Here is a 16109-nt window from a genome sequence, read left to right as displayed (position 1 = left end):
AATTAAGTATTTATTTATATGATGAATATATTAAACTGGCTACCTAAAGACTAATTTTTGAGCCAATATGCTATCTGCATTTTTTATTACAGACCACGACCCTAGCCTAGTAGTTAACGGCGTTTACGACCCTCTTTTAGTATCTATATCTGTTTTAATAGCAATATTTGCTTCTTTTTTTACAACCCGATTGATTGATTTAGCCAAAGAAACAAAATTTTATAATTATGAACGCCTAGCAAAATTTACTGCCGCAGCAATATTTTCGGCCGGTATTTGGAGTATGCACTTTATCGGTATGCTGGCCTTCTCGCTCTGCACAAATATTAAATACGACCCAACAATAACTATATTGTCTTTTCTTCCTGCTTTTTTTGCTTGCCTATTTGCAATTTCTATTTTAATTAACAATAAAGCGAGCTTCAAAATACTTGGTTTATGTTCTGTATTATTAGGCGCAGGCATTGGCACAATGCATTATAGCGGCATGGCCGCTATGGAGTTGGCTCCTTTATTACGCTACGACCCACTTATGTTTGTTTTATCAATATTTGTTGCAATAGCACTTTCTTTTATTGCTCTTTATAGTAGATTTAACTTAGATAAATTTTTCCCTACATTAACGCCTCTACAAAGCCGCACCATAAGCGCAATTATTTTGGGCCTTGCTGTTGCAGGAATGCACTATATGGGCATGGCAGCAACCCGTTTTGTTGCAACTTCGCCACTGCTATTCGATGATATTAACGCATCCGCCGGTCTTACATTTGTCGCAATTGCTGTTGCTACAGCAACGGTTGCTATTACAAGCGTCGTGGCGGTTATTAACGGAATGGTTCGTTATAAAATGTTGCTAGAAGAAAAGTCTGCCGATGAGTCTCGTCTGAATGCCATACTCGAAACAGCCATCGATGCCATAGTAACGATTGATCACAGAGGGCATATTTTAAGTTTTAATGCCTCAGCCACACATATTTTTGGCTGGCAAGAACATGAAGTAAAAAACAAAAATATAAAAATGTTAATGGATGAAAAGCTCGCTAAGCATCACGATGAATACCTCTCTAATGCAAAAGATGTTAACTCAAACAAGGTGCTCGGTGTAAACCGTGAAATTTTTGCAAAACACAAAGAAGGCCATCTTTTTCCTATTAGAATAGGCATTGGTGAAGTTAACCAGCCAGGACAAACCCCACTTTATGTTGGTTATATCACTGATTTAACCGAACAACGTGAATTACAACGCAGCCTTGTTGAAAAAGAGCAAAAATACCGTTCTTTAATAAACAATATGCCGGGTGCTGTATTTAGATGTAGGCTAGATGATAATTGGAGTATGTTATTCATAAGCCCAAGTATTTTAGAGTTAACAGGTTATCAATCAGATGAATTTACTGAGCATTGCTTAGAGTTTAACGACCTTATTTTAAAAACTGACCAACAGGCAGTAATAGATGCAGTAACTTCAGCAGTTAAAGAAAAGCGCCAATATTCTATCGAATATAGAATTCGTCATAGAAATGGTAAAGTTTTATGGTTATTAGACCAAGGTAGTTTTTACTTTAATAATAAAGACGAAGCTCAGTGGATAGATGGCGTGTTTGTTGATATCACCGAGCGTAAAGAGTACGAAGAGAAGCTCGAAAAAGCGAAACTCATCGCTGAAGAAGCCGCACAAGCAAAACAGTCGTTTATGGCTAATATGAGCCACGAAATACGCACCCCTATGAACTCTATTATCGGCTTTAGCGACCTGCTCATGGATACACCACTCAATAATGAGCAGCAAAAGCACCTTGTTACCGTTAATAACGCAGCCCGTTCGCTTCTTCGCTTGCTTAACGAGGTACTCGATTCAGCTAAATTAGAACGTGGTAAGTTGACCATTGAGGCAGTTCACTTTAGCCTTAAACCCGTTATAGACAGCATCATTTCAACGTTTTGGTTAGAAGCAAAAAAGAAAGATCTTTTACTTCATCTTATTATTAAAGAATCAGTGCAAAATACCTATTACGGTGATCCAGACAGGTTAAGACAGATTTTAACTAACCTTATTGGCAATGCGATTAAGTTTACAGAGCATGGCTCTGTGACCATTACCGTAAGCACCACACAAAATGGGCATTTATTTTTTGAAGTACAAGACACCGGCATTGGGATTGAAAAGGATAGAGTGAGCGCTATTTTTCAACCTTTTGTCCAAGCTGACGGAACGACTACCCGCCGCTTTGGTGGTACAGGGCTTGGAACAACTATCAGCAAACAACTTGTTGAGCTGATGGGGGGAACTATAAATTTAGTCAGTGAAATAAATAAAGGCACCTGCTTTTATTTTTCGCTTCCTCTTAAAGTGGGTGATGAAGAGAAAATTGACTATTTTGATGGCCTTCATACACAATTACCTGCCCTAAGAATTTTGGTCGTTGACGACATAGAACAAAATACTGAGCTTCTCTCGTTATTACTTTCCAGGGATCACCATGCGGTTACAAAAGCGAGTAATGGTCTTGAGGCAATTGACACCTTCAAACAACACGATTTTGATGTCATTTTAATGGATATTCACATGCCAGAATGTGACGGTATTGAAGCTTCGATAAAAATACGCGAGATAGAAAAACAACAACAGTTAAAAAATATTCCTATTATTGCTTTAACCGCCAGCGTTTTACAGCAAGATAAACTATTAGCTAAAAAAGCAGGCATGAATGGGTTTGCAAACAAGCCAATTGACATTAATCAATTAAATCAAGAGATTGCACAAGTACTTGGTTTAGGTGTTTCGAAAGAAATAGAAATAGCACAAACAGATCCAAATGCAAAACACATCGACTTTAAAAAAGGATTAGCGTTATGGGGATCGAAGTGTAAACAGCTGACTGAAATCACTAAATTTATTAAAGACAATGACAAACGCTTCGACACACTTATAAACGAGCCTCAGCTAAACACTCAAAATAGCTATAGTTTAATACACACTTTAAAAGGGATTGCTGGAAACCTTGGTCTTATTGCACTAATGAGACTTTTATCCAATCTAGAGCAAGCTATTAAACAAGGCGAGGACGTTGATAATATTTTACAATCAATAAAAGCTGAACTGTCTGTTATTTCACAATTGTTAACGACAAAAGAAGGTGATCAAACTGATAAACCTGAAAGTAAAAACAATGTAGTGTCAATTGATGAATTAACACAGCTGTGTGAAGCACTTTATGACTCAGCGCAAAACGCTGAATTAAACGATAATGCATTGACGAACCTGCAAACGTTTTCAGGTGAACCCTTTTCAGATGACATTGCCGCAATAGCTGATGCATTTGATGAATTTGATTTTGAAAATGCGATTCTCAAATTAGACACATTGATAAACAAACTAAACGATATATGAGTATATAAATGATTTTTGCTACACACAGGCCTCGGGTTTTAATTGTTGATGATGAACCTGCAAACCTTAAGGTTATGCGAGAAATACTGGGCAATCAGTACCGACTGTCCTTTGCAAAATCAGGAGAAGCAGCCTTAACGTTGCTTGAAAAAGAATTACCTAAACTCATTTTACTCGACATAATGATGCCAGATATGAATGGGTTTGAAGTATGTGAACACGTTAAACGTAATCCAAAAACAGCACACATCCCCATTATTTTTGTCACAGCACTTGGTGACGAGAGCGATGAGTATAAAGGGTTTGAATTAGGCGCGGTCGACTACATAACCAAGCCAATAAGCCCTGCTATTGTAAGAGCGCGTGTTAAAACACACCTTTCTTTGGTACAAGCAGAGCAATTAAAGCAAGCACATATAGATTTAGTTCAGCGCTTAGGGCGTGCCGCAGAGTATAAAGATACCGATACGGGTGAGCACATAGTTCGTATGAGCCAGTACAGTAAAGTTCTTGCGTTAGGCATTGGCATGTCAGAAAATCAAGCAGAGCTTCTACATCAGGCAGCCCCTATGCATGATGTTGGAAAAATAGGCATTCCCGATGCGATTTTATTAAAGCCCGGAAAGTTATCAGAGCAAGAATTTGAACACATGAAAGAGCATGCTTTAATTGGCGCAAAAATTTTAGCTAATTCATCTTCTCCATTGCTTCAACTCGCGCACACATTAGCAATAGAGCATCACGAAAAATGGGATGGAACAGGTTACCCTTACGGTTTAAAAGGTGATGAAATTTCAATCGAAGGTAGAATTGTTGCTGTTGCAGATGTATTTGATGCACTCACATCTAAACGCCCATATAAAGATGCGTGGAGTGTAGAAAAAGCAGTTGCTCATATGAAAGAACAAGCTGGTAGCCACTTTGACCCAGCTATTATTGATTTGTTAGTTAATAAACTAGACGAAATACTCAATATCAAGCAAAGCAATCAAGAACGTTAACTCTTTTTAGCACTGTGTGATCCCTGCTCAACAGATGGGTAAAACATCTTAATATGTTCATAATCATGAGATGTTATTTCATGACTATTATCGCTGTCATCTTTAAAATATATTGAGAACGAAACACCGTGGTCAGCTAATACTGTTTTTATGTCCATTGATTTGAAGTGCGCAAGCCACGCTATAAATTGTTCTCCAGTAGCACCAAACGCAATTCCTTTGCTGCGAACTTGACCTTCAAACAATGCTAAGCGTGTTGTGGTATTTTGGTCTTGGAGTGTTAAAGGACCTTTGCCTGTCTCGTCCCAAAACGCAAGCTCCTCAACTACTTTAAAGCCAAGTACTTTTTCATACCAAGCCACTGCATTCGAAAGGTTATTTACGTTTATGTGGCAGTGATCAATCCCCGATAACAAAGGCATGGTTTTGTTGCTCATATTATTCACCAATCTCTGATTTTAACTGCTCTAAAAACGCATGCATATAGTGGGTGCGTCTTTGCGCTTCAGCTTTAGCTGATGGTGTGTTCATACTCTTAGCAATATTTAAAAGTTTTATAAAAAAATGATCTAAAGTAAATTTTTTATCGTCAGGCTCTCTAGTTGTACAAAAAGGATCGTCAGGGCTGTAAAGTAAACGCCCTATAGAGCCCCCTACTTTCATGCAACGGCTAACACCAATGGCACCAAGAGCATCCATTCTATCTGCATCTTGTACTATTTGCGCCTCAAGCGTTTTAATTTTAATGTTAGCACTAAAGCTATGTGCCGCTATTGCATGATGAATTTCATCAAACAAGTTTGCGTCATAACCTAAGCCTTTTAAAAACCCAATCGCCTTATCGGCTGCCATAGTCGATGCTTTGGCTCTGTCAGGGTGATTTTTAGCCACTGCGACACAGTCGTGTAACCATGCTGCAGGCAAAACAATCGCCATATTGGCATTTTCAGCTTCACAAAGTTGTATTGCCACTCTAACCACACGTTCTATATGGGTAATATCATGAGCAACATCAGCATGTTTAAGCGATGTAATAAAGTCACGACATTGCCCAGAGAGTATTTGTAATGCGGGAGATAACGTGGTTTCTGCCAAGGTAGTTTCCAAAAATTTATTAACATATTGAATTAGTCATACTTTACCGCGCTTTATAGGCTTCATGCAAAACATTCATTGTATGTTGCCCCTGCCTTGACTAAAATACAGCGCTTATTTAATACAACCGAGAAGCCTTATGTCATCTGCCGTTTATCTCCAAGCTGGTCGCGATAAATCATTAAAAAGAAAACACCCATGGTTATTTTCTAAAGCCATTAAAAAGATCAAAGGTAAACCGGGACTGGGCGACACGGTAACTATTCACGACAGTGAAGGTAAATATTTAGCAACAGCAGCCTATAGCCCGCATTCTCAGATTCGAGCGCGTGTTTGGAGCTTTGACGAAAAAGAAATTATAGATCAACACTTTTTTGAGAGACGCTTACGCCGAGCACTTGAAGCTCGTAGCCAAGTAATTGAAGAAGGCGGATTAACTGGTTACCGATTATGTGCCGCTGAGTCTGATTACTTACCGGGTGTTACAATCGATAAGTTTGATAATGTACTTGTATGCCAACTACTAAGCGCAGGTGCAGAGCGCCACAAAGGTGAAATTGTAGGCGCACTGATGGCTATATTTCCAGGCAGCAGTATTTACGAGCGTTCAGACGTAGACGTACGAACAAAAGAAGGGTTAGAGCCAATTAAAGGGGTACTTTGGGGCTCGGAGCCAACGCAGCCAGTGCTTATTGAAGAAAATGGTTTAAAGCTTGAGGTAGATATTTTAGAAGGTCATAAAACCGGGTTTTACCTAGATCAACGCGATAGCCGTGCAGCACTTGAGCGTTTTTCAAAAGATAAAACTGTTCTTAACTGCTTTAGCTACACAGGGACATTCTCACTTTATGCGCTTCGTGGTGGCTGTACACATGTTACAAACGTTGACGTATCACAACCGGCACTCGATACCGCAAAACGTAATGTTGAGCATAATAATTTAGATTTAAATAAAGTCGATTTTGTTAAACAAGATGTTTTTAAACTTTTACGCCAGTACAGAGACGAAGGTAAACAGTTCGACACTATTGTTATGGACCCACCTAAATTTGCCGACAACAAGGCACAGCTAACAGGTGCATGTAGGGGCTATAAAGATATCAATATGATAGCTATGCAAATATTAAAGCCAGGCGGCACACTATTAACATTCTCTTGCTCGGGCTTAATGGAACAAAACTTATTTCAGAAAGTAGTTGCAGACGCAGCACTAGACGCGGGTAAAGACTTGTTAATAATGGAGCGTTTAAACCAAGCAGCTGACCACCCAATTGCGGGCAGCTACCCTGAAGGCTTTTACTTAAAAGGGCTTATCTGTAAAGTTTATTAATTAAACTCTATTATCTCAAGCCCTGCCGTAATCGTGCCATCATCTTCTTTGCTGGCACGTATTACCTTAGCGGTCGCTTTTAAAGGGGCAATACTTGGATGAGTTGATGCAATATCAACAGACAAAAGTGTATCTGGTTCTAATAAATCATCTAAATGTAGTGACAATCCCGTTGCACTTAAGTCTACGCATTCAGCAGTGTAAGTTAAGCCTGCAACCGGCTCAATAGTTGTAAGCATTGCAGTAGCGTTTACCTGCATACGTCTATAGTTTCGTTTATCTTCTGTGAACATAATTCCCTCTAAACTATTGTGTTTATTTGCTCTAACAGTGCACTTATGGCAAACGGTTTGACTACATAAGCATCACAACCGGCGTCAAACCCTGTTTTCTTCTCAAGCTCAGACTCAAGGCCTGACACCATAACCACAGGAATGTTTTTAGTTTCTGGCGTATGTTTTAGCATTCTGCACGTATCGTAGCCATCAAGGCCTGGCATACATACATCGAGTAAAATAATGTCAGGAGGATTGGCAATTGCAGACGCAAGACAGTTCTGACCAGAGTCAGCATAGCTAACGTCAAATTTAGACTCTAGTGCAGGTTTAAGCATTTCGTAATTAAAATACTCATCATCTACAACTAATAGTCGTTTTGTTTTAGGTTCAATCACCGAGGACATGCTTATGTCGTTTCCTTCTCAAAACAAAAATAAATCCTACCTTTAAGGTACTAACCTTCTTGATAAATGCAAGCATTATTCAACTTCTTTTATAGCATTTAAAATTCGTTTAGACGAAATAGGGTAAGGCGTTCCTAGCGTTTGTGCAAATAATGAAACTCTTAGCTCTTGTTGCATCCAAAATATAGCTTCTATCTCGCTGGGTATTGGCATACCTTTGGGTATTTTATTAGTCAGCTTTTTATACTCAGCTGCCACTTTATCAAGCTCAAGTACACACACTCTGTCTCTGTTTGGGTCAACAGGGAGCTTTTCTAATCGCTTTTGAATCGCTTTCAAATAACGAATTAAATCAGTCAGCTTAGTCGCACCATGTTGACTAACAAACCCTTTAAAAATTAACGACTCAAGCTGAGACTTAATATCGCCATGCGCAGTGATCATGGTCAAATCAACCCGCCCTTTCATTTTTTTATGTAGCGCATGCGCAATGCTAAGAACTTGTTCAACGTGAATAGCTATATCGACTACAGCGTCACCTAGCTCGCCACGTATTTCTTCTTTTACACTTTCAAACTCACTGCTCGTTCTAATATCGCCATATTTGAGTAATAAGCTATCAACACCCGCGGCAATACAATCATTAATTAAATCGGCTATTTTTCCAAAAGGATTAAAGTACAATCCCAACTTAGCCTTATTAGGCAGATTTTGCTGTAAATATTTAATAGGTGAAGGCACATTTAATAATACCAATCGGCGAAGGCCTTGCTGGTGTGCAATCTGTGCCTTTATTTCGTTATCAAATAGCTCAACCGCAGCACTTGATTTTTTATCCACCAGCGCTGGATACGCTTTTATTTCGTACTGGCCTTGCTTTTTAACGTAAGACTTAGGTAATTCACCAAAGTCCCATTGTGTTAAGTCTGCTTTTTCAATGCCGTCATCCGCAACTTTAGAAAGTGTTTCAGTTACCTCTCCTTGAAGCTCTGCTTTGAGCTTCGCAAGGTCTAGACCGCGAGCAAGTAGTTTATTGTGCTCATCGCGTACTTCAAAATGTAAGCGTAAATGAGAAGCAAGTGATGTTAAATCCCACGCTTCAGGATCAACGCGTACACCGGTCATTCTCAACAAACGTGTGGTAAGTGCGTCAAGCAACGTGCCTTGCATCGGCTCTACCGCCGCAATAACAGCATCGGCATAATTAGGAGCGGGCACAAAGTTACGTCGAAGTGATTTTGGTAGCGATTTAATCAAGCCACTAACAAGTTCGTGCCTAAACGCAGGGATATGCCAATCAAAGCCGGTTTCTTGCACTTGATTTAATAAGGCAACGGGTATTTGCACCGCAACACCATCAACCGCTTGACCTGGATCAAAGTGATACGTAAGCGGTAATATTAAATTATCTTGCTGCCATGTATCTGGGTAATCAAACTCTGTAATACTGTTTGCACCATGGCGCATTAACTCATCGCGAGTCATATGTAGATAGTGTTTATTTTGTTGTTTTTGAGTTTTATACCACTTTAAAAAAGCGGCTCGATTATTAATTTCTTTTGGTATTTTTTTATCGTAAAACTCAAATAAGGTTTGTTCATCAACTAAAATATCACGTCGGCGCGACTTATTTTCAAGAACTTGTATATCTTCGATTAGCTCACGGTTAAACTGTAAAAAACGCTCGTTTAAACCTAGTTCTTGTTCAACCAGTGCGGTGCGTACAAACAGCTCACGACTAACTTTAGGGTCTATATTGCTATACACACAGCGGCGCTTATTAACAACTAACAACCCATATAAAGTTTGTTGCTCAAAGGCAATAACAGCCCCAGGTTTTTTCTCCCAGTGGGGCTCAGAGTAGCTGCGTTTTACCAAATGTTGGGCTAAAGGTTCAACCCAACTGATATCGATTTTTGCATTAGTGCGCGCATACAATTTACTCGTTTCAACAAGCTCTGCTGACATAATCCATTTAGGCGCTTTTTTAAATAAACCTGACCCCGGAAAAATATGAAACTGACTATTACGCGCACCTTTGTAAGCTTGTTTTTCGTCCTTAAAACCAATATGGCTAAGCATACCGCTTAGTAAGGCTTTGTGTACGGCTTCACTATCAGCAACATCACTTGTTGCCTTCATGCCCATTTCGTTACACACAGTACTTATTTGATATACAATATCTTGCCATTCACGCAGGCGCATATAGGCTAGGAAGTCTTTTTGGCATAATTTTCTAAACTGACTGTTTGTCAGCTCGCTTTGTTGCTCTTCTAAGTAATTCCACAAATTTAAAAAGGCAATAAAGTCTGAATCAGGATCATCAAAGCGGCCGTGTTTTTCATTCGCTGCTGCGCGTTTTTCCTGAGGTCGTTCACGTGGGTCTTGAATAGATAAAGCAGCCACAATGATAATAACTTCACGAAGTGCACCTAACTTATGCGCTGTTAACACCATTTTAGCTAAACGCGGATCAACGGGTAATCGGCTCAGCTCCCTACCAGATTGCGTTAACGCAGTTCTATTATCTCGTTTAGACGACTTTACTGCTTGTAACTCCTCAAGCAGAGTCAAACCATCATTGATATTTCTGCTATCTGGCGCTTGCACAAATGGAAATTGCGCCATGTCACCCAAGCCCAAAGCTAGCATTTGTAAAATAACAGAGGCTAAGTTTGTACGTAGAATTTCCGGGTCAGTAAACTCGGGGCGAGATAAAAAGTCATCCTCAGAATACAGGCGAATACAAATACCCGCTTCAACACGCCCACAACGGCCCATACGCTGATTAGCGCTTGCTTGTGAAATAGGCTCGATTGGTAAACGCTGTACTTTTGTACGGTAGCTGTAGCGACTTATGCGCGCAGTACCTGGGTCTATAACATAGCGAATACCCGGTACGGTCAATGACGTTTCAGCCACGTTAGTCGATAAAATAATATGGCGGCGCGAATGCGGTGCAAATATTCGGTTTTGCTCTGCATTTGATAAACGCGAATACAGTGGGAGTACATCAGTGTGTTTTAAATTTCGCTTACTCAACGCGTCGGCAGTGTCACGAATTTCACGTTCACCATTTAAAAATATAAGTATGTCGCCAGGGCCTTCTGCGCACAGCTCGTCAACGGCATCAAAAATACCTTGTAACTGGTCACCTTCTGCTTCCATCCCCTCTTTTTTAATATCGCTAATTGGGTTGTAACGAACATCAACAGGGAAAGTACGACCTGATACCTCAATAATTGGCGCATCGTTAAAATGCTTAGAAAAACGCTCAGGATCGATAGTTGCTGAGGTAATTATAACTTTTAAATCTGGACGCTTAGGCAGTAAGTTTTTTAAGTACCCTAAAATAAAGTCAATGTTTAAGCTACGCTCGTGGGCTTCATCAATAATTATGGTGTCGTATTGATTTAAAAAGCGATCTTGCTGAATTTCAGCCAGTAAAATACCGTCTGTCATCAGTTTAATGTATGTATTGTTAGAAACCTGATCACTAAAGCGGATTTTAAAACCCACTTGTTGGCCAAGTTCACACTTCATCTCATCAGCAATACGGTTTGCAACGGTGCGTGCGGCTAACCTACGTGGTTGTGTATGGCCAATAAACCCATCAACTCCACGGCCAAGCTCTAGACACATTTTAGGTATTTGCGTCGTTTTCCCCGAGCCCGTTTCACCGGCAATAATAACAACTTGGTTATTTGCTATTGCGTCTTTAATGGCTTGTTTTTTTTGACTTACAGGCAGTTGCTCAGGGTATGTTACCTGTGGCAAGTTAGCTAATCGTTTTTCTTTTGATTGTTGGCTGCGGGTTATATCTGCGGCTATTTTTTCAAGCGCATTGGCTTGTTTAGTTTCGTCGGCTATTTTTTTAACGCCATGAAGGCGCTTTTTGAATATGAATTGATCTTTTTTTAAGCACGTTTTTAGCTCGCCAAACAACTGACCTAGGTTAACCACCCGCATACCTTATAAAATATATAAAAGAGCCGTAATTGTATCAAAGTTAACGGCTGGGGTTAATCCTACAAATCATTAAACACTCAGTTGTTTGACATTTAATCACATGTATCAGTCTGTATTCCTATTCGCCTTTAAAAATGCCTACATAAGTTGCTTGCGTATTCGATTTACTCGCGCGATACATTCCCGACGTGTTAAACGGTAAGCTAATATTGCCTTGTGTGTCGAGAATAATAACACCGCCTGTACCACCTATTGGCTTTAATACCTTGTTTATTACTTCATCACCGGCTTGGGCGATTGTACTGCCTTGGTATTTAACACGAGCGCAAATATCACTTGCCACGTTGTAGCGAATAAAATATTCACCATGGCCGGTTGCTGATACCGCACATGACTCATTCTCAGCAAACGTACCAGCACCTATAACAGGAGCATCTCCAACACGGCCGTAGCGCTTTGCCGTCATTCCACCGGTTGATGTGCCTGCAGCTAAATTACCATTTTTATCAAGGGCAACAGCGCCAACAGTGCCCATTTTAAAGTTATCTGGTAGTGCATTGTGTGCAGCCTGATATGACTTAGTTGTTGCTTTGGCTTTATCGAGCTTATCTTTTGCTTTAAGTAGAGCATCGTAACGATGTTTAGTATCAAATATGTTATTTTCGATAAGTTCAATACCTTGCTCTTTTGCAAATTCCTCAGCACCTTGCCCACTGAGCATAACGTGCACTGAGTTATCCATAACTAAACGAGCAAGTTTAATTGGGCTCTCTACATGTTTTACACCTGCAACAGCCCCAGCTTGGCGGTTACGCCCGTCCATAATTGATGCGTCGAGTTCATGCCCACCGTCATATGTATATACTGCACCGCGCCCTGCATTAAAAAACTCAGACTTTTCTAATACTGTAATTGCAGCAGTCACCGCATCTAAGCTTTCCCCGCCTTTTTCAAGTACGCTGTAACCTGCTTCAACAGCTTCGGATAATTTAGCACGGTAGGCTTTTTCTTGCTCAGGGGAAAATTTTGCTTTATCTATTGTTCCTGCGCCACCATGAATGGCAATGGCAAGCGGAGATTCTTCACTTAGTACACTGTGACTAAACCCTATGCTCGCACTGGCTAAAATAGATAATAAGATTATTTTTTTCATGACTGGCCCTTATCAAAAAAGTAATAAAACCAATGTGAACGGTTAAAACGTAAATTTCAACTAAAGTAAGTTTAAAGGCATAAAAAAAGCGCCTTGAGGCGCTTTTTTTAGTTAACGTGTTTAAATTAAGCTTGTTTGGCTTTTAAACGCGCTAAACGTGCTACTTGGTGAGTAGACGTTAAGAAAGAGTAAATTGGTGCTAAATAGCCGCGCTTACGAAGCTCTAAGAAGTCTGCATCACTTAGCTCATTTAGTTTTTTCTCGTCGATAAGGTAAATACCGTTGATGTCTTTTTTCTCGCCTTTGATGTCTACTGTTAACGTTTGTGCTATCAGTAGCTCTTTGTCAGCAAGGAATTTAGTGAACGCATCTGTTACTTGAGAAAATTCAATGAAAGACACTAGCGACTCTTTGCGACGTTTTAGGTAATCTGTTTCTTCACCGTTTTCAAATAACGCATTACCGTCTGTTTCGCTTACAAGTGGGCTTGCTTCATCAATAACGATACCAAATTGGTCTTGTTCTGGGTGTTTAACTAAACCTAGTGGGTAACGTGTAGACGCCATTGGTGCAAAAGAAGCTGTCCATTTGTCGCCTTCAACAAATAAGTTTTCGCCTGGCTCTAGGCCAAACATTGCAACTGCTTGGAAAGTACCTGCTTCGTTATTTTTAACAAACGACATAGGAAACTCATTTGCTACACGCGCAAACTCATGTGCAACTACAGGCACTAAATGTTGAGTTTTCATAAATTCTACATTGATGCCGTTTTGAATTTTAATGTTGGCATGTTTTTCATTGTGTAAAGGCTGTACTTGTTGCTCCGCCATGTTACTGCTCCGTTTTTAATTTTATAAGTTTCATTGTTAATGCACTAAGGCTAATGCTTTTGAGGCGAAAAAGGAAGGGAAAGTTTTATGACATAAGCCATCTAAAAATAAAATTTAAATAAATCTGCACGTTGCCAAAAAACATACACGTAATAATTTTAAAATACGCTTAAAAATAAAGCGTTACGCGGCTATTTAGCATACAAAACCAAGCAACCCATTTACAATAGTTAACAGATATTCACCTATAAACTTACTCATATTGGGGAATATTTAAACAAACAAAAAGGCAGCTAATTTAGCTGCCTTTATAAAATTGAGTGAGTACTGCAAATTTGATTAAATTATGGAGCCCAATACACTTCAATATTTATATCAGGATGGTTTAGCACAGCACGCAGAGGCATATCGTTAACATCGCCCCCTGCCTTAGCTTGCTTATAAACAGCGAGCTTTTCTTCACCGCTAATAAGTAGTTTTACCACTTTAGAATTTGCTATTGCATGCAAAGTAAGCGTCATACGCTCGGTAATACTCCCCGTCACGTCGCTTTGTATTGCGTTAATCGCGCAAACCGTTTGAGTGGTGGTTAAACCATTTTCTAATCCATCTGCGTGTGGAAACAAAGATGCAGTGTGCCCATCAGGCCCCATACCTAAAATAGTTACATCATAAGGCGCTTTGAGTGCACTATACGCGGCTTCACATTTTTCAGCACCTTGTTGTGCAGTAGAAGCATCGTTTTTCATTGTTATAAAGTTGGCTGCATTGCCAAAATTTTGCAACAACGTACTTTTAATAAATGCTTCATTACTTTTGTCGTGATTTGGCTCAACCCAGCGCTCATCAACCATGGCTACATCAACGTTCTGCCAATCTAAATCAAGGGTTGATAAATGCTTATATGATGCAGCGGGTGATGACCCGCCTGATACCATTAGTACCGCGCGGCCATCATCTTTAATACCATCTATTAATGATTGCTCTAAGGTTGCCGATAACTCTTTTGTTAGTGCATCTTTGTCATCAAAAAATTTTTCAACTAAAGTCGCCATAATTATGCCTTATCACCTGTGTTAAACCACAAGTGGTTGTTTTCTGATAATAATTCATCGGCATCATCAGGCCCCCACGTACCGGCGCGGTAAAGTGCAGGCTTACCTTTTTCTTGCCAACGCTCAACAATCGGGTCAATCCATTTCCATGCTTGACGAACCTCATCACGGTGAATAAACAATGATGGGTTATTTGCAGCCGCATCAAGCATTAAACGTTTATATGCATCAGAATGGAAACCGTTACTGTAAGCTTGTGATAACTCAATGTTCATCGTTACCGGCTCTAATTGCATTTCAAGGTTATCCAAACGTTTTGACATAAGCGTTAGCTGAATCGTTTCTTCAGGCTGAAGACGAATAACTAAGCGGTTTGGTTCAATGTTGCCAACATTTTCTTCATAAATATTGTGCGATACTTTTTTGTACTCAACCACTATTTCAGCACAACGTTTTGCCATGCGTTTACCTGTACGAAGGTAAAATGGTACGCCAGCCCAGCGCCAATTATCAATGTGTGCACGAATAGCAACAAAGGTTTCTGTTTTACTAGCGCCTTCATTTAGCTCTTCTAGGTAGCCAGGAACTATTTTTCCGTTTAAATCGCCCGGTACATATTGGCCGCGTACTATGTTGCTATCAACATCTGAATCAAAAAGTGGACGAAGCGCTTCGAGTACTTTTAGTTTTTCGTTACGAATACTATTAGCATTAAGCTTATTAGGAGCTTCCATTGCAACAAGGCACAAAAGCTGTAATAAGTGATTTTGAACCATATCACGAAGTGCACCGGCTTTGTCGTAAAACCCAGCTCTGCTCTCAAGGCCTACGGTTTCAGAAAGACTAATTTGAATATTATCAATCGATTTAGCATCCCACATGTTTTCAAATAATGAATTTGAAAAACGCAGTGCCATTAGGTTTTGTACTGTTTCTTTACCTAAGTAATGGTCTATACGGAAAATTTGGTCTTCTTCAAAAAATTCAGCAATTTTAGCGTTTATTGCTTCTGCAGATTCACCACAGTAACCGATTGGTTTTTCTACGACTACACGCGATGTTGGCGTAATCAAATTTTTTGTAGAAAGAATTTCACAACACTTGCCATAAACGGCTGGTGGTAAAGATAAGTAAAACACGCGAGATTTAGTACTATCGTGCTCATCTAAGATCTCTTTAAGCACATCCCAGTTATCGTCAGCTTCAGTAACATTACTCACCACTGGCACTAAATAAGTAGAAAATGCTTTCCAATCTTTGGCGTTAAATTCACCTTTACTTAAAAACTCTTGTAGTGCTTTGTGCGCTGTTTCAATGTATTCGGCACGTTTGCTTTCTTCACGAACTGTTGGCAGGATGCGTGAGCCTTCAGGTAGGTTCCCTTCTTGATATGCTCTGTACATTGCAGGTAGTAATTTGCGTAACGCAAGATCACCACCGCCCCCAAAAATTATGATATCAAAAGGATTAAGCATAGTTACTCTCTACGTTGTGATACCCCGTCCTAAATAAGTTCGCGGGTATGCCTGTTTATAACTTGGATTATGATAGCTTTTATAATGTGTTAAAAGCCTGCTGAATTGTTCTTAATTGATGATGTATT

At 39.7% G+C, this 16109-nt stretch carries 12 protein-coding genes; 3 read left to right on the top strand and 9 right to left on the bottom strand.

Annotated features, from left to right (window positions below):
* Nucleotides 1-67 precede the first annotated feature (67 nt).
* Together RF53_RS04605 and RF53_RS04600 are read left to right on the top strand one after the other, a co-directional pair.
* Entirely contained in the window at nucleotides 68-3391 is a 3324-nt protein-coding gene (locus tag RF53_RS04605) for an MHYT domain-containing protein (protein ID WP_039036721.1), read from the top strand.
* 8 nt (nucleotides 3392-3399) lie between these two features.
* Nucleotides 3400-4392, top strand: a complete 993-nt coding sequence (locus tag RF53_RS04600) for a response regulator (protein WP_006792351.1) — start codon at nucleotides 3400-3402, stop codon at nucleotides 4390-4392.
* Here RF53_RS04600 and RF53_RS04595 read toward each other — a convergent pair.
* Together RF53_RS04595 and RF53_RS04590 are read right to left on the bottom strand one after the other, a co-directional pair.
* Nucleotides 4389-4829, bottom strand: a complete 441-nt coding sequence (locus tag RF53_RS04595) for a VOC family protein (protein WP_039036720.1) — start codon at nucleotides 4827-4829, stop codon at nucleotides 4389-4391. The genes RF53_RS04600 and RF53_RS04595 overlap by 4 nt on opposite strands.
* A gap of 1 nt (nucleotide 4830) precedes the next feature.
* Nucleotides 4831-5520 carry an HD domain-containing protein gene (locus RF53_RS04590; protein ID WP_425273082.1) on the bottom strand — a complete coding sequence of 230 codons (690 nt, stop codon included), beginning with the start codon at nucleotides 5518-5520 and terminating at the stop codon, nucleotides 4831-4833.
* 106 nt (nucleotides 5521-5626) lie between these two features.
* Here RF53_RS04590 and RF53_RS04585 point away from each other — a divergent pair, with 106 nt between their 5' ends.
* A complete protein-coding gene (locus tag RF53_RS04585) occupies nucleotides 5627-6817 on the top strand; it encodes a class I SAM-dependent methyltransferase (RefSeq protein WP_006792348.1) in 1191 nt (396 codons plus the stop codon).
* Here the strand turns inward: RF53_RS04585 and RF53_RS04580 are convergent.
* The 7 genes from RF53_RS04580 to zwf form a co-directional block, all read right to left on the bottom strand.
* The gene (locus RF53_RS04580) at nucleotides 6814-7110 is read right to left on the bottom strand and encodes a PilZ domain-containing protein (protein WP_039036718.1); all 297 of its coding nucleotides are present in this window, start codon (nucleotides 7108-7110) and stop codon (nucleotides 6814-6816) included. The genes RF53_RS04585 and RF53_RS04580 overlap by 4 nt on opposite strands.
* An 8-nt stretch (nucleotides 7111-7118) precedes the next feature.
* Nucleotides 7119-7499, bottom strand: coding sequence for a response regulator transcription factor (locus tag RF53_RS04575; protein ID WP_008129771.1), 381 nt, complete (start codon nucleotides 7497-7499; stop codon nucleotides 7119-7121).
* A gap of 75 nt (nucleotides 7500-7574) precedes the next feature.
* Nucleotides 7575-11462 carry an ATP-dependent RNA helicase HrpA gene (gene hrpA, locus RF53_RS04570; protein WP_200888039.1) on the bottom strand — a complete coding sequence of 1296 codons (3888 nt, stop codon included), beginning with the start codon at nucleotides 11460-11462 and terminating at the stop codon, nucleotides 7575-7577.
* Between the two features lie 124 nt (nucleotides 11463-11586).
* Nucleotides 11587-12621 (bottom strand): isoaspartyl peptidase/L-asparaginase family protein, encoded by a 1035-nt coding sequence (locus tag RF53_RS04565; RefSeq protein WP_039036716.1) that lies wholly within the window; start codon nucleotides 12619-12621, stop codon nucleotides 11587-11589.
* A 125-nt stretch (nucleotides 12622-12746) separates the two neighbouring features.
* A complete protein-coding gene (locus tag RF53_RS04560; protein ID WP_006792343.1) occupies nucleotides 12747-13451 on the bottom strand; it encodes a SapC family protein in 705 nt (234 codons plus the stop codon).
* Between the two features lie 344 nt (nucleotides 13452-13795).
* A complete protein-coding gene (pgl, locus tag RF53_RS04555) occupies nucleotides 13796-14506 on the bottom strand; it encodes a 6-phosphogluconolactonase (RefSeq protein ID WP_039036715.1) in 711 nt (236 codons plus the stop codon).
* A gap of 2 nt (nucleotides 14507-14508) precedes the next feature.
* The gene (gene zwf, locus RF53_RS04550) at nucleotides 14509-15981 is read right to left on the bottom strand and encodes a glucose-6-phosphate dehydrogenase (protein ID WP_039036714.1); all 1473 of its coding nucleotides are present in this window, start codon (nucleotides 15979-15981) and stop codon (nucleotides 14509-14511) included.
* Nucleotides 15982-16109 lie beyond the last annotated feature (128 nt).

It is taken from the genome of Pseudoalteromonas sp. ECSMB14103 (assembly GCF_000813065.1).
Classification (GTDB): Bacteria; Pseudomonadota; Gammaproteobacteria; order Enterobacterales; family Alteromonadaceae; genus Pseudoalteromonas; species Pseudoalteromonas marina.
The sequence above is the reverse complement of the archived record's forward strand: the minus strand, read 5'-3'. Positions and strand labels throughout refer to the sequence as shown.

Excerpts from the sequence above, each read along its gene's own strand:
- RF53_RS04600 (WP_006792351.1), top strand. The coding sequence starts at position 3,400 with ATGATTTTTGCTACACACAGGCCTCGGGTTTTAATTGTTGATGATGAA.
- RF53_RS04585 (WP_006792348.1), top strand. The coding sequence starts at position 5,627 with ATGTCATCTGCCGTTTATCTCCAAGCTGGTCGCGATAAATCATTAAAA.
- RF53_RS04565 (WP_039036716.1), bottom strand. The coding sequence starts at position 12,621 with ATGAAAAAAATAATCTTATTATCTATTTTAGCCAGTGCGAGCATAGGG.
- RF53_RS04575 (WP_008129771.1), bottom strand. The coding sequence starts at position 7,499 with ATGTCCTCGGTGATTGAACCTAAAACAAAACGACTATTAGTTGTAGAT.
- RF53_RS04560 (WP_006792343.1), bottom strand. The coding sequence starts at position 13,451 with ATGGCGGAGCAACAAGTACAGCCTTTACACAATGAAAAACATGCCAAC.
- RF53_RS04580 (WP_039036718.1), bottom strand. The coding sequence starts at position 7,110 with ATGTTCACAGAAGATAAACGAAACTATAGACGTATGCAGGTAAACGCT.
- RF53_RS04605 (WP_039036721.1), top strand. The coding sequence starts at position 68 with ATGCTATCTGCATTTTTTATTACAGACCACGACCCTAGCCTAGTAGTT.
- zwf (WP_039036714.1), bottom strand. The coding sequence starts at position 15,981 with ATGCTTAATCCTTTTGATATCATAATTTTTGGGGGCGGTGGTGATCTT.
- RF53_RS04595 (WP_039036720.1), bottom strand. The coding sequence starts at position 4,829 with ATGAGCAACAAAACCATGCCTTTGTTATCGGGGATTGATCACTGCCAC.
- pgl (WP_039036715.1), bottom strand. The coding sequence starts at position 14,506 with ATGGCGACTTTAGTTGAAAAATTTTTTGATGACAAAGATGCACTAACA.